We start from the raw sequence: 13,780 nt of genomic DNA on the forward strand, positions 1-13,780 counted from the left end.
GCTTCTGCTAAGCCTTTAGGCCGGACATTTCTCCCCAAACTGCATCTGACGCATACCAAAGTTCTCCATTTTTTATGTGCAACGGCGATGCTATGTTGTTGTGGTATAGCTGCCCTGTACCCAAACCCTGAGGCAAGGTAATGTCGTGCTGTGCTGTAAACTGGCTGATGGCATTTAATCCGATATTCGACTCCAGAGCCGAGGTCATCCACCAGTCTATACTTCGAGCCTCTGCCAGTTTTATCCACCCGGCACTTGCAGCTAAACCGCCAACCAGGGTAGGTTTAAGAATGATGTACTGGGGTTTTATCTGGTCCAGAAGCTCTTCCTTTTCACTCATTTCCTGCACCCCGATCAGTTCTTCGTCTAAAGCAATTGGAACAGGCGTGTAAGCGCACAGTTGAGCCATCTCTTCGGGTTGCCCCTGCTTTATGGGCTGTTCAATAGAGTGGATGTCATATTTTGCCAGGCGTTCCAGCTTTTTAAAAGCATCCTCAGCCGTAAAAGCACCGTTGGCGTCAACACGAATGGTCAGGCAATCGGCTGGGGTGCGTTCCCGTATACTTTGCAGAATCTCCAGTTCCTGTCCAAAGTCCAGTCCGCCAATTTTAAGCTTTAGGCAAGTGTATCCTTCTTTCAGTTTGTTAGCGATCTGGTCCCGCATAAAATCACCATCTCCCATCCAGATAAGCCCATTGATCGGAATACCTGCCTCGCCCCTGCTAAAACCATTGTTGTAGATAAGGCGCTTGCCTCCGTTTTTAAGATCAAGCATCGCAGTTTCCAAGGCAAAGTATAAAGCAGGCCAAACAGATAAATCAAGTTCATCCGGTAAGGGTTTGCCGGCCTCTAAACTTACTTTCTGTGCATTCACAAGGGCTGCTACCTTCTTTATTTTCTCTTCCAGGTCTGGCCTGTGGTCTATACTTAAACCTGCCAGTGGTGCGCACTCTCCTATGCCAACCACCTCTGGCTGCGAAGTATCAAAGATGCTGATATAGTTTACTTTATGCTCTCTGATAGCACCACGAGAGGTTCGTGCATCAAACTTAAACTGCAAGGTGTGGGAAGTATAGGCAAGTTTCAGGCTCATAGTTTACGGGAACTCAATTGTATGGCAAGATAAACCAATAACACTAATTATGACGTAGATGGAGTACAAAGTATAAGCATACGTGCATCAGGCAGGCATAAGTTTGAGAAGTATAAAACACAGTTGTACCGTTTACATGCGATGTATGATTTGCCGCCAGATTTAAATTTAAATAACCCTCTGCCAAACAATTTGTTATACTTCATACACAATATTGGCAACCGAAAACAGAGTATCCATGAGTATAGCCATAGCCGCCGCCCCGCAACAGGTACTGCAGCAATATAAGCAGATACGAACCCAAACCGAGCACATTTGCCAGCCTCTGGAACCGGAAGACACTGTTGTGCAGCCCATTGTAGATGTGAGTCCGCCTAAGTGGCACATGGCCCATACCAGCTGGTTTTTCGAGACTTTTCTGCTGAAGCCGCACCTGCCTGGCTACAAAGAGTTTCATCCACAGTATGGCTACTTATTTAACTCCTACTATAACAGCGTGGGTAGCAGAGTGCAACGCGACCAGCGGGGCACGCTTACCCGTCCGCCGCTACGCGATATTTATACTTTCCGGCAGCACATAGACGAGCACATGCAAAAGTTGCTGCAAAGTATAAGCGATGATAAATTGGCAGCGTTGATGCCGGTACTGCAACTTGGTTTGCAACACGAGCAACAGCACCAGGAACTGCTCATAACCGACATCAAGTATATTCTGAGCACCAACCCGATGCTGCCAACCTATTCTTCACAATCATCTAAACAACCGGTTAAAGCTGCTAAGGCTAATTACCTGGAAGTGCCCGACGGTGTTTATACCATTGGTTACCAGGGCAACGACTTTTGCTTCGACAATGAATTGGGCGTGCACGAGGTACTGCTGGAGGACTTTGCCGTAATGAACCGACTGGTGACCAACGGGGAGTACCTGGAATTTATCCAGGATGGCGGTTACCAGGATTTCAGGCACTGGCTCGACGAAGGTTTGGCCATGGTAAGAAAAGACAACCTGCAGGCACCGCTTTACTGGCTGGAGCAGGAAGGTGAATGGCATCGTTTTACCATGCACGGCCTGCAGAAAGTAGATATGAATGAGCCTGTTACGCACATCAGTTTTTACGAAGCCTATGCCTATGCCAACTGGGCCGGAAAACGCTTGCTTACCGAGTTTGAGTGGGAAGCAGCCTCACAAGTATACCCGCCTGCTACCGGTAACTTTGTAGAGAACAACATTTTAGAGCCTACTGCAGCTGATGCTACCAAAGAAGGCATGCAGCAACTGTACGGCGATGCCTGGGAGTGGACCTACAGCGCCTACCATCCTTACCCTGGCTTTACCAAAGCCCCTGGGGCCATTGGCGAGTATAACGGCAAGTTTATGCTTAACCAGATGGTGTTGCGCGGTGGCTCCTGTGCTACCCCTGAAAGCCACATCCGTACTACATATCGTAACTTTTTTCACCCTGACAAGCGCTGGCAATACAACGGTATCCGGCTTGCATCAAAATAAAATAATGGAACAAGACGCTACCCTGGCACACATGATAGACCTGAGCCGCAAAAAAGACGGCACAAACGATACCGCCGCATTTGCCAAAGATGTGGATAAAGGCCTTAGCCTTAAACAGAAAGACCTGCCCTCCCGCTACTTTTACGATGGCAAAGGCAGCCAGCTCTTTCAGCAGATAATGAGTTTGCCCGAATACTACCTGACAAGAGCAGAGCACGAAGTTTTTACCTCCAACAAAGAAGCTATCAGCACACGGTTTGCCGGTGAGGGTTTTTTTCACTTGATAGATCTGGGTGCCGGAGATGCATTAAAAACAAAGATCCTGTTAGGCGAACTGGCACAGCAGCAGGCAGACTTCGATTATGTGCCGGTAGATATCTCCGGAGACGCCATGCAGCAACTGACGCAAAGCCTTCGCAGCGAATTGCCTGATGTAGATGTGCAGGCCGTTGTGGGTGAGTATTTTAAAGCCCTGGAATGGCTGCAGCAAAATAAATCGGAGCGTAAGGTAGTGCTTTTCCTTGGTTCTAACATCGGCAACTTCGAGAAAAAGGATAGTATAGAATTTCTGAGAAGCATACGCAGTTACCTCAGCCCCGGCGACAGGTTGTTGATGGGTATTGATCTACGCAAAAATCCGGATGTTATACTGCAAGCATACGACGATACTGCAGGGGTCACAGCTGCGTTTAACCTGAACCTGCTGCACCGCATAAACCGGGAACTGGGAGGTGAGTTCAAGGTGGAGCAATTCCGCCACTACGCCATGTATAACCCACTGGAGGGCGTCATGCGCAGCTTCCTTATCAGCTTACAAGAGCAGGATGTATATATCCGGGCATTGGACAAGACCTATCATTTTGAAGCCTGGGAAGCACTCCATACCGAAAACTCACACAAGTACTCTTTAGAACAGATAGAAGAACTGGGCAAACTCTGCGGCTTTGCTGTAGAAACTGTATACTACGACAGTGAAAAAAGATTTGCCGATGTGCTGTTCACAGTTTCATAGATTGCCGGATACACTTTAAAGTTTATACTTGTATACTTGCAGGTAGAAGATCAAACCTGTTTATACTTACCGATGCCCTACATGGAGCCAATTACGCTTGCCTCTGGTGCCAGTTATTTTGCCAGCCCTATTATGGCTACCGAAGCCGCCGTTAATGCCCTGCGAGCCGGAGAAACGTTTTACGGCCCAACAGAAGGCACGCCAGCCTTACGGCAAGCTATATGCGACAAGTATAAACAGCAGGGACAGGATGTACAGCCGGAACAGGTTTTGATTACACCAGGTAGTAAGCAGGCGCTGTTTAACTTGTTCTCGGTGCTGCTGCGCCAGGGCGATGAGGTTGTCATCCCCATGCCTTCTTGGTTCGGGTTTCATGAACTGATGAAGTATAGCTGCGGCACGCTGGTACCCCTGCAAACAAAACCGGAGAACGCCTACCAGCTAACGCCGGAAATGCTGCGCCAGTCGCTTAACGAAAACAGCCGTATACTTTTACTGACAAACCCTGGCAACCCTACTGGTAAGATCTACACAAAAGAGGAACTGGAGGCGCTGCTACAGGTTACAAACCAGTATCCGAACCTATACATTATTTCTGATGAGATTTACGACCATATTACTTACGGCCAGCCTTTTACTTCTCTCCTTTCCTGCGTGGGGGCAGAAAAAGAAAACATCATCTTAGTAAATGGTTTCTCCAAGTCGTTTGCCATGTCCGGTTGGCGCATCGGGTATATACTTGGCCCGGAAGAACTTATCAAAAAATGCATAAATTTCCAGGGCAGCACCATGTCGGGTATAAGTGTATTTGTACAAGAGGCAGCAGAGGCTACCATGCAACAGCGTGACGAAGCACTGGAACTTATGCAAACTATACTTGCCCAAAACCGACAGCTAATGGCCGATACCCTCGATGCCATACCTGGGGTAAACTATTACCTACCAGACGGCGCCTATTACTTTTTCCCTGATCTCAGCGCCTACCTGAACAGGAAAACACTACAGGGTAACACATTGGCAACCAGCACCGATCTCGCAAACCACTTGCAGCAAAACTATAACCTGGCCATTGCCCCCGGCGAAAATTTCGGAGCCCCCGGCTATGCACGACTTTCATTTGCTGTAGAACCAGAAAAGCTACAGGAGGCCCTCAAGAGGTTGCAAAAGGCACTGGCAGAGTTTAAGAAAGCATAACCTAAGAGTATATTATACTTTACTAACTGTCATTTTATTGATATCCGCAGCGCTATATCCAACCACCCCTGGCCCCTCCTTGTCTAAGGCGAGGAATCTGATATTACTTTAGCAAAAGTATAAACTCTGTTGCTAAAGCCTAACCTCCCTTCTACCAAGATCCTCAACAGGATGACAAAATAGAGAAAACTGCTACTACTGTGATGGCAGATGAAACAGTAAGTAAAACTCCCCGCCTTAGACAAGGAGGGGCCAGGGGTGGTTGGATAGCGCTTCGGAGAAAACAGACGAATATAACGTACAAGTACAGTTTTGCGCCCTCCACACATCCCCTAGTCCTAAAAATCCTGGTCCGTATCCGGAATAAAAGCGCTAATTTTGCAGCTTCTTAAGCTATTGCCATGAATACCGCAGAATACAAAGAGCACTTCTCCAAAAACTTCACCCTGGCTTTCCCGGTGGTGCTTAGCCAGTTAGGGCATATCATGGTGAGCGTATTCGACAGCTTAATGGTTGGCCAGATCGGTACTTTGCCACTTGCAGCTGCATCGCTGGGCAACAGTATCTTTATGATCACACTGGTGTTTGGGCTTGGAGTTTCCTATAGTATAACGCCGCTGATAGCCGCTGCCGATGGCCGGAAAAACTATACCCGTATTTCGCTTTTGCTGCTAAACGGACTGGTGTCCAATGTTTTGCTAGGCATACTCTTATTTATCGCCGGCTACTTTTTATCGCCTTACATTACCTATTTAGATCAACCGGAAGAAGTAGTAAGGCTTGCCATTCCATACATCAATATCCTCTTCCTGTCTATGGTGCCGCTTATGATTTTCCAGGCGTTTAGGCAGTTTGCAGAAGGACTTTCGCTCACGAAGCAGGCTATGTACATTACGTTAGTGGCTAACACGCTAAACATCGTACTTAACTATATCCTGATCTACGGTAAGCTGGGTATTGAACCAATGGGGCTGGTAGGTGCCGGCTGGGCTACGCTTATATCGAGGGTAGTAATGGCGCTGATGATGGCAGGTTACATACTTTTTGCGAAGCGTTTTGAGATATTCCGTCACTTTTTACGCCTGCGGCATTTCTCGTTTTTGCATGTATACCGCATTTTTAAGCTGGGCTTGCCAATTTCGGGCCAGATGATCTTTGAAATGGGTGCCTTCAGCTTCTCTGCCATCATGATCGGCTGGCTGGGGGCCAAGCAGCTGGCAGCACACCAGATAGCCATAAACGTGGCCTCTGTAACCTACATGATGGCAAGCGGCATTGCCGCAGCGGCTACCATTCGCGTGGGTAACCAGAAAGGACTTGGCAACTTCAGAGGGATGCGCGTAGCCGGTCTCAGCAGCTTTGCCATGGGTGCGCTCTTTATGCTGGCAAGCGGACTGCTCATGATAGCCGGTAACCAACTGATTCCGATGCTGTACATCGACGATGTGGAAGTAATCGAGTTAGCCTCTACCCTACTTATTATTGCGGCGCTGTTCCAGATATCGGATGGCGTGCAGGTTGTGGGTTTAGGTGCCTTGCGCGGCTTGGAGGATGTACGCATTCCCAGCCTAATCTCGCTGCTGGCTTATTGGGTTATTGGTTTGCCTGTGGGTTACCTGCTTTGCTTTAAATTAGGCTTCGGGGTTAACGGCGTCTGGATGGGCTTACTTGTCGGTTTATCGGTGGCTGCCATACTCTTATTCGTTCGTTTTAAGGCACTTAGCAATCAGTATCGAAAAATTGCATTATAACATGGCACTAAAAGTTTAAAGGCTGCGTTGCGCTTTTATAACTGATTAAACTTTTTAGCCGAAGTTAACATGCTTATTGCCTCCTTACTCTTGTCGCTATGGGCGGGCATTATTTCGCCTGCCCTGGCCACAGCCCGTGCAACTGCGCCACTTGCAAATAATTCGCCTGCTAAAACAGCAGAAGCAAAAACTGTAGAAAAATTAACCTGGTCAGACTCGCGCAGGCTTACCTGGGATGATTTTAAAGGCGCTCCTGAAACCGGGAACCCGCACCATGCATTAACTGCCGCCAACCTAGCCGTTGATGCTAAATGCACCAGCAATGCGTTTTCTTATGATGTAAAATGCGTTTTCCTGCCAGAGGAGTCATGGTCTAAGAACAAAAAATCTGCCTCGCTTTTAAAGCATGAGCAATTGCATTTTGACCTGACAGAAGTGCACGCACGGCAGCTACGCAAAAAGCTAAAAGAGCTGGGCAGTAGCTGCAGCAACTTAAAAGGAAACCTGAGCACAACCGTTAGCACTGCTTTTAAAGATTGGAAAGCCGAGCAGGACCTTTTCGATAAATCGTGCAGCCACGGATTAAATAAGCAGGAAGAAGCTGCCTGGGCAGAGAATATCAATCAACGCCTGAACGAACTGCAGGCTTACAGATAAGGTGTAAGAACAAGAGAGCCGGCTATTGTAAAGTATAGCCGGCTCTCTTGTTTACTGTATCTTATACTTGTTGATAGCTAGTCTATGCCTTGTCCAGATTTTTAGATGCAGGCCCGGTAATAACTCTCCCGTATGGGTCGAAGCGTGAGCCGTGACATGGGCAATCCCATGACTTCTCTACATTATTCCAGTTCACGATGCAGCCCAGATGTGTACAAACGGCCGAGCATTCGTGTCTAACGCCATCGGCATCGCAATAAACTGCCACCTTGGTAGTGCCTTTGCGCATCAGCCTTCCGGTGCCTGGCATCACCTGAGACGGATCGTCTACCTCGCCTGGGGTAACATAGTCTTTCATCTGGGCCGCCACATTCAGGTTCTCCTTTAAGAACTCGCCTGCAGATTTTAGGCTTATCCTGGCAGGGTCGTATATCTTTTCCCACTCATTTTTGCGTCCCATGATCAGGTCTGTGAGCAGCATACCGGCAATGGTGCCATGGGTCATGCCGTGGCCTGAGTCGCCGGTGGCAATGTAAACGTTATTGGCATCTCCCGGATTGCGGCCGATAAATGCTAGTCTGTCTACAGGTTCGTACACCTGCCCTGACCATCTATACTCTACTTCCTGCGCCATCGGGAATTTAAGCCTTGCCCAACGCTCCAGGGCATAAAATCGTTTGTCCGGGTGTGCATCCTGACCAGTTTTATGGTCTTCGCCACCTATAATCAGCAAATCTGTGGATGCGCCTCTGTCTTCTGCCGGCTGTAGCCTGATGTAATGGTAAGGATCATCCATGTCCCAGAACAGGGCATCCGGAACCTCCCCCTTCGGCACAGCCAGACCAATGGCGTACGTACGATACGGCGCCTGCTTGGTGTGCATGGTAACCCAGTCGTTTACCGGCGTATTGGTAGCTACAACCAGGTGGTTTGATGCTACAGTGTGTCCACTTTCCGCTGTTACAACTGCTACAGTTCCCGATTTAAAATCAACGGCTTTTGTATCGGTATAAACCTGTCCGCCTTTGTCGATAAACGCTTTCAGCAAACCAGCAATGTACTTCATCACATGAAAGCGCCCTTGATTTGGAAACTGAAGGCACGGCAAAGCAGTAAGCGATGCAACAGGGCACTCCTTGCGCATCACCACATCGCGCCAGCCAATCTGCTGCACGGCCTCCAGTTCCTTCATTAATTCTTCTTCCTGATCCCGGTTATTGGCAAACAGGTAACCATTTATCTTTTTAAAATCACAGTCTATACTTTCTTCCTTAGCAATCTCCTCTATCTTATCAATCGCGCGGCCATGGCTTACACAGGCCAGGCGGGCCCCATCTTTTCCAAAAAGATTTATAAGATTAGGAAAACCGTCGTCCAGGGCGTTGGAAAGATGTGCAGTGGTACGGCCTGTTTCGCCGCCGCCAATGGTTTTGGCTTCGAGCAGCACAACGCGCTTGCCCTCTTTAGCCAAAAGGTAAGCAGTAGTGAGACCTGCTATTCCGCCTCCAACTACACACACATCACAAGTTACATTATCCTTTAATTTTTGGGTGTCTGTATACGACACACCCTTTACCCAGAAAGGTACGCTAGCTCCAGATTGGTTTTCCATAGTATAAAGTTTAGAACAAGACAGGCCTCTGTAAGTAAGTAGTTGCCTGTTGCATTGCATTACGGCGTGCTTTCCCTTAAGTTTCTGAACATGCATTATCCGGTCATTCGGGATACTTATTGCAGCAGAGCAGCATGACTGAAAGTGTTATACCTTCCGGCAGCCCATTTTGTCAAGCTTTTATTTTGATCTTAGTGGTTGTAGTTTTATACTTGGTTACCGGTAGGCTGCAATTATCAAATAATTTAGCTGCAGTTGCCAAGCATACCTAAACTAAACTATAATATGCATGCACCATCTGAGGCCATGGAAACCATAACATGGCAACACTTTGAGCAAACCGATATAAGAGTAGGGACTATATTAGCAGCCGAGGATTTTCCGGAGGCAAGAAAGCCTGCATTCAAACTTACTGTAGACTTGGGGCCGTTAGGTATAAAGAAGTCCAGTGCGCAGATTACCAGGCATTATACCAAAGAGGAACTGCCAGGCATGCAGGTGCTCTGCGTCACAAATCTTGGCAAAAAGCAGATAGGCAGGTATATGTCGGAAGTACTGGTAACCGGCTTTGCCGATGAGAACGGGGATATTATACTTGCCCAGCCAGCTGGCAGGGTTCCGAACGGAAGTAAACTGATGTAGTGGAATAAAACTTACTCTACAAAATCATCAAGCTTTTTCAACTCGTTGCCGGATGCTCTCATTTTGGTTTCGCGGAGACTTAGGGTATCTACAATAATCTCGTAGAGTTCGTCCATCTGCTTCAGGTTATCCAGGTAGTACTGGTAAGTACTACGGAACTCCTGCTCTGTTACGCCGTGCTCTTCAAAGATCTCTTTCTCCCTGAAGTTAAAAGACATCAGGGCCGTATCCGGGTAAATTACCTTGGATTCTACCTGTGACTCAGCAATATGAATATCTGCCAGCACTTGAACCATTTTATCGCGGGATAGCAGGTTATCCGGTACTTTTGTTTGTTTTTGGCCACAAGCAAACAGGCTGAAGCAAAAAAGTATGTAGAAAAGTGTTTTCACAGCTTAAATTTACGAGAATATATCATAATTTTAAAATCTAAGGCCAGGGTAATCGTTAGATGAAAGAGCTTGTTCAAAAGCTACGCAAGTATGAGATACGCATTCGCAAGGCCATTACCACGCAAATGCAGGGCGACTTCCATTCTGTTTTCAAAGGATCAGGGCTGGAGTTCGACGATGTACGCTCTTACCAGTACGGCGATGATGTGCGCTCTATCGACTGGAACGTATCGGCCAAAGGGCACGGCATATTTGTAAAAACCTACCGTGAAGAGAAAGAGCAATCTGTTTTCCTGATGCTGGATGTAAGCGCCTCGCAAAGTATAGGCACCGGAAAGCAGCAGAAAATTGACGTGGGCAAAGAGATATGTGGCGTATTAGCTCTATCGGCGGCACAGCAGCAGAGCCAGATCGGCATTATCTGCATCTCAGACCAGAAAGAGAAATACATTAAACCCGCTAAAGGCATACAGCAGGCTTACAGTATTATTAAAGCACTTAGTGAGCTAAAACCCCGGTCATCTAAAACAAACCTGGCTGCCGGAATAAGGCTTACCCTCGATATTATAAAGCGCCGCAGTATTATACTGCTTATCTCCGACTTTATTGATGTAAACTACGAAAAGGAACTGGCCATGCTGGCAAGGCGTCACGACCTGATCGTGATACAGTTGCAGGATATAAGGGAGCAAAAAGTACCACCCATGGGTATTGTACCGGTACTGAACAAGGAAACCGGAAAGACCATCTGGCTGAACACATCCGGCGACGAATTCCGCAAGCGTTACATGAACCAGTATCTGGAAAACCAGGACAAAGTGGTGCGTATTTGCCAGAAATACCAGGCCAATTACCTGGCCATCCAAACAAACGAAGATTATGTGCCGCAACTGGTTAACCTGTTCAGGCTACGAAACAAAACAACAAAGCGAAGTGCGTAACCTTACCTTTATAATACTTTTCTTCTTACTGCAAATTCCGGTTTTGGGGCAGCAAATAAAAAAACCGGTAGGTAGTTTTGCCCAGGACACGGCAAAGCTGGGACAATTACTGCAATACACCTTAGTGCATCAACACGCGGCCACACAAGAAGTTATACTACCCGACTCAAACTTTAACTTTACCCCTTTTGAGTTTGTTGCCAAAACATACTTCCCAACATCTACCACAGCCGGCATCAGCACCGATAGCGCTGTTTATACCTTGCGTACCTTCGAGACCTTACCTATACAGCAGCTCTCGATGCCCGTTTACATTTTGCACGAGTCAGACACCATGCGCGTATTCGCAGACGCCGATGCCGTAATTGTACAGCAATTGGTTACTGAGTTACAGGAACCTTTACTTATAAAAGACAATACAAAGCTGGCTGCCGTGGAGCAACGGTTTAACTGGCCTTTGCTGCTGGTCTATATTGTGGCGGGCCTGGTATTTGTCAGTCTTGTATGGTTTATCTTCGGGCAGGCCATTATCCGGAAGTATAAGCTTTACCGCCTCCGGAAAGATCATTTATATTTTGCTTCGCGCTACAACTCACACCTCGACAGGTTTGTTAAGTCGGGCTCCTCGCAAAGTATGGAAAAAGCTGTGTCGCTCTGGAAAAACTACCTTACCAAGCTGGAACGCAGCGCCATCAACTCATTTACTACTAAAGAGATTGTGGAATATTACCACGACGACGAGGATGTAAATACAGCCCTGCGGACCTGCGACAAGGCTATTTATGGCAACGCCGCCGCCGAAGCAGATACCGAAACGAAACAAGCACTGAGCATGCTGCGCCGCTTTGCCAAGAGCCGGTACAAAACACAACGAGAAATGATCCGAAATGCAAAGACTGCCTGATGATTTCTGGGATTGGCTAAGCCTGGAATGGTTCAGCTATAGCACCCTGCGCTCTTTTGACTGGGTGTATCCGTTTGTGCTTTATGCGCTGCCGGTTGTGTTATTGCTTTTCCTGTTAAAATGGCTTTTTTCGTTAAACGCGAAGAACAAGCTGGACATGGCGCTCTTTTCAGACAAGGTAAAGTGGCAGTGGACCAGCCTGCTCCGGCATATACCCACTATCCTGTTTATGCTTTTTATCATGTTGGTGCTGGTAGCACTGGCCCGGCCACAACGTGTTAATGAACAGATAGAGCAAACCGCAGCCGGTATAGATATTGTACTGGCCCTGGACGTATCCGGATCGATGGAGCTGACTGACATTAAGCCAAATCGCCTGACAGCCGCTAAAGAGGTCGCCCTTGATTTTATAGATGGCCGCGTGCAGGACAGAATCGGTATCGTAGTATTTGCCGGAGACGCCTACTCGCTTGCCCCGCTTACTACAGACTATGACCTGCTGCGCGAAAGTATAAATGATATCGGGTTTAAAATGATACCCAACGACGGAACCGCCATTGGCAGCGCACTGGCCGTAGCCCTGAACCGTATGCGAGACTCTGAAGCCAAAAGTAAAGTAGTGATTCTGGTTAGTGACGGTGAAAACACTGCAGGCAGCCTGGACCCGGAACTGGCAGCGCAGATTGCATTTGCTTACGGCGTAAAACTATACACCATCGGTATAGGCAAAGACGGTATGGTGGCCTACGATGTAGACGAAAATAGCCAGACAGTAACAGTAGAGACCAAACTGGATGAGACCAGCCTGCGACGAATAGCACAGATAGGCGAAGGCACATTTTTCAGGGCCGATTCTAAAGACGCATTGCAGGCAATTTTCCGTAACATTAACCGCCTCGAAAAAACCGAGGTAACAGAAAGGCGCTTCAGAGATACCCGTGATTATTACCAGGTATACCTCAAATGGGCCCTACTCCTGCTTATGTGCTGGATGCTTTTAAAGAACACATTCATCACCAATGTGCTGGAAGACTGAGTTAAGGTAGAGAGGTAAAGAGTTAGAGAGTTTGGGAGTTGGAAAGTTGAAGAGCGTTTGATTCGTTATTGGTTATTGGTTGATCGTCGTGGATGTAGAGACGCAATACTTTGTGTCTTGATAGCGACGAAGCAAGAAACCTTTCTTTTGCGTCTTGCTGGCTACAAAGCTAAATACATAATTCAGTTTGCTGCGTTTATATATAACCTGAAACTTACTGTAAACGATAACGAACACGGATAAACAATTATTCACTCATACACTCATTCACTAATTCAAAATTAAACTATGAGCATCAAAGACAACATTTTATACTTTGACGAACAATTACGAAACACCCCCTGCCGCCTGGTGGCCGTAAGCAAAACACATCCCGCCGAAATTATAAAAGAAGCCTATGATGCCGGCCATCGCTTGTTTGGCGAGAATAAAGTGCAGGAACTGGTTGATAAGCGTGATCTGTTGCCACATGATATAGCCTGGCACCTGATCGGACACCTGCAAACAAACAAGGTTAAGTATATTGCCCAGTTCATCGATACCATACAATCTGTTGACAGCCTGAAACTGCTGGTTGAAATAAACAAGCGCGCTGAGTTATTTAACCGCACTTTGCCTATAAAATGCATGTTACAAATCTCTATTGCCGATGAGGAAACAAAGTATGGCATGACAATGGATGAAGCAGACGCCCTGCTGCAATCAGAAGAGTACCGCATGATGAAGTTTACCCAGATAACCGGTGTGATGGGCATCGCCACGAACACCGATGATCAGGAAAAACTTAGAGGAGAGTTCCGGTACCTGCACAGTTGCTTTACACAGTTAAAGGAGAAGTTCTTCTTCGCTAACAATGATTTTAAGGAAATATCGATGGGTATGACCTCTGACTGGAAACTAGCCGTGGAAGAGGGCAGCACCATGATTCGGGTTGGCAGCGGAATTTTTGGCAGCAGGACCTACAACCGCTAAATCTAAAGACGTAGTTAAAATTTATAGCGTAGTATATCTATTATTGAGCGGATCGCAAGTATAAACT

Annotated in this window: 13 protein-coding genes; 10 read left to right on the plus strand and 3 right to left on the minus strand. The window is 47.2% G+C overall.

Features of this window, described 5'->3' with window-relative positions; genetic code table 11:
- Positions 1–7: 7 nt before the first annotated feature.
- Positions 8–1,093, minus strand: coding sequence for an o-succinylbenzoate synthase (locus K0O23_RS09570; RefSeq protein WP_219877200.1), 1,086 nt, complete (start codon positions 1,091–1,093; stop codon positions 8–10).
- Positions 1,094–1,331: 238 nt separating this feature from the next.
- Between K0O23_RS09570 and egtB the strand changes: the two genes are divergently transcribed.
- The 5 genes from egtB (at position 1,332) to K0O23_RS09595 (ending at position 7,214) form a co-directional block, all read left to right on the plus strand.
- Entirely contained in the window at positions 1,332–2,600 is a 1,269-nt protein-coding gene (egtB, locus tag K0O23_RS09575) for an ergothioneine biosynthesis protein EgtB (RefSeq protein WP_219877201.1), read from the plus strand.
- A gap of 4 nt (positions 2,601–2,604) precedes the next feature.
- Positions 2,605–3,612 carry an L-histidine N(alpha)-methyltransferase gene (gene egtD, locus K0O23_RS09580; RefSeq protein WP_219877202.1) on the plus strand — a complete coding sequence of 336 codons (1,008 nt, stop codon included), beginning with the start codon at positions 2,605–2,607 and terminating at the stop codon, positions 3,610–3,612.
- Between the two features lie 36 nt (positions 3,613–3,648).
- Positions 3,649–4,806 (plus strand): aminotransferase class I/II-fold pyridoxal phosphate-dependent enzyme, encoded by a 1,158-nt coding sequence (locus tag K0O23_RS09585; protein ID WP_219877203.1) that lies wholly within the window; start codon positions 3,649–3,651, stop codon positions 4,804–4,806.
- Between the two features lie 401 nt (positions 4,807–5,207).
- Positions 5,208–6,557, plus strand: a complete 1,350-nt coding sequence (locus K0O23_RS09590) for an MATE family efflux transporter (protein ID WP_219877204.1) — start codon at positions 5,208–5,210, stop codon at positions 6,555–6,557.
- 69 nt (positions 6,558–6,626) lie between these two features.
- Positions 6,627–7,214, plus strand: coding sequence for a DUF922 domain-containing protein (locus tag K0O23_RS09595; RefSeq protein WP_219877205.1), 588 nt, complete (start codon positions 6,627–6,629; stop codon positions 7,212–7,214).
- Between the two features lie 82 nt (positions 7,215–7,296).
- Here the strand turns inward: K0O23_RS09595 and K0O23_RS09600 are convergent, their stop codons facing one another.
- Positions 7,297–8,826, minus strand: coding sequence for an FAD-dependent oxidoreductase (locus K0O23_RS09600; RefSeq protein ID WP_219877206.1), 1,530 nt, complete (start codon positions 8,824–8,826; stop codon positions 7,297–7,299).
- Positions 8,827–9,111: 285 nt separating this feature from the next.
- Here K0O23_RS09600 and K0O23_RS09605 point away from each other — a divergent pair, with 285 nt between their 5' ends.
- Positions 9,112–9,468, plus strand: coding sequence for a tRNA-binding protein (locus tag K0O23_RS09605; RefSeq protein ID WP_219877207.1), 357 nt, complete (start codon positions 9,112–9,114; stop codon positions 9,466–9,468).
- Between the two features lie 11 nt (positions 9,469–9,479).
- Here the strand turns inward: K0O23_RS09605 and K0O23_RS09610 are convergent, their stop codons facing one another.
- Positions 9,480–9,860: a DUF4296 domain-containing protein gene (locus K0O23_RS09610; RefSeq protein ID WP_317195670.1), complete on the minus strand. Its 381-nt coding sequence runs from the start codon at positions 9,858–9,860 to the stop codon at positions 9,480–9,482.
- Between the two features lie 59 nt (positions 9,861–9,919).
- On the opposite strand from K0O23_RS09610, the gene K0O23_RS09615 reads away from it, so the two are divergent.
- From K0O23_RS09615 to K0O23_RS09630, 4 genes are all read left to right on the plus strand, one after another.
- Positions 9,920–10,801: a DUF58 domain-containing protein gene (locus K0O23_RS09615; RefSeq protein WP_219877208.1), complete on the plus strand. Its 882-nt coding sequence runs from the start codon at positions 9,920–9,922 to the stop codon at positions 10,799–10,801.
- Positions 10,740–11,705 carry a hypothetical protein gene (locus tag K0O23_RS09620; RefSeq protein WP_219877209.1) on the plus strand — a complete coding sequence of 322 codons (966 nt, stop codon included), beginning with the start codon at positions 10,740–10,742 and terminating at the stop codon, positions 11,703–11,705. The genes K0O23_RS09615 and K0O23_RS09620 overlap by 62 nt, the downstream gene beginning before the upstream one ends.
- Positions 11,689–12,741: a VWA domain-containing protein gene (locus tag K0O23_RS09625; protein WP_219877210.1), complete on the plus strand. Its 1,053-nt coding sequence runs from the start codon at positions 11,689–11,691 to the stop codon at positions 12,739–12,741. The genes K0O23_RS09620 and K0O23_RS09625 overlap by 17 nt, the downstream gene beginning before the upstream one ends.
- A 288-nt stretch (positions 12,742–13,029) precedes the next feature.
- A complete protein-coding gene (locus K0O23_RS09630; RefSeq protein ID WP_219877211.1) occupies positions 13,030–13,713 on the plus strand; it encodes a YggS family pyridoxal phosphate-dependent enzyme in 684 nt (227 codons plus the stop codon).
- Positions 13,714–13,780: the final 67 nt, after the last annotated feature.

Source organism: Pontibacter aydingkolensis, assembly GCF_019443125.1.
GTDB lineage: Bacteria > Bacteroidota > Bacteroidia > Cytophagales > Hymenobacteraceae > Pontibacter > Pontibacter aydingkolensis.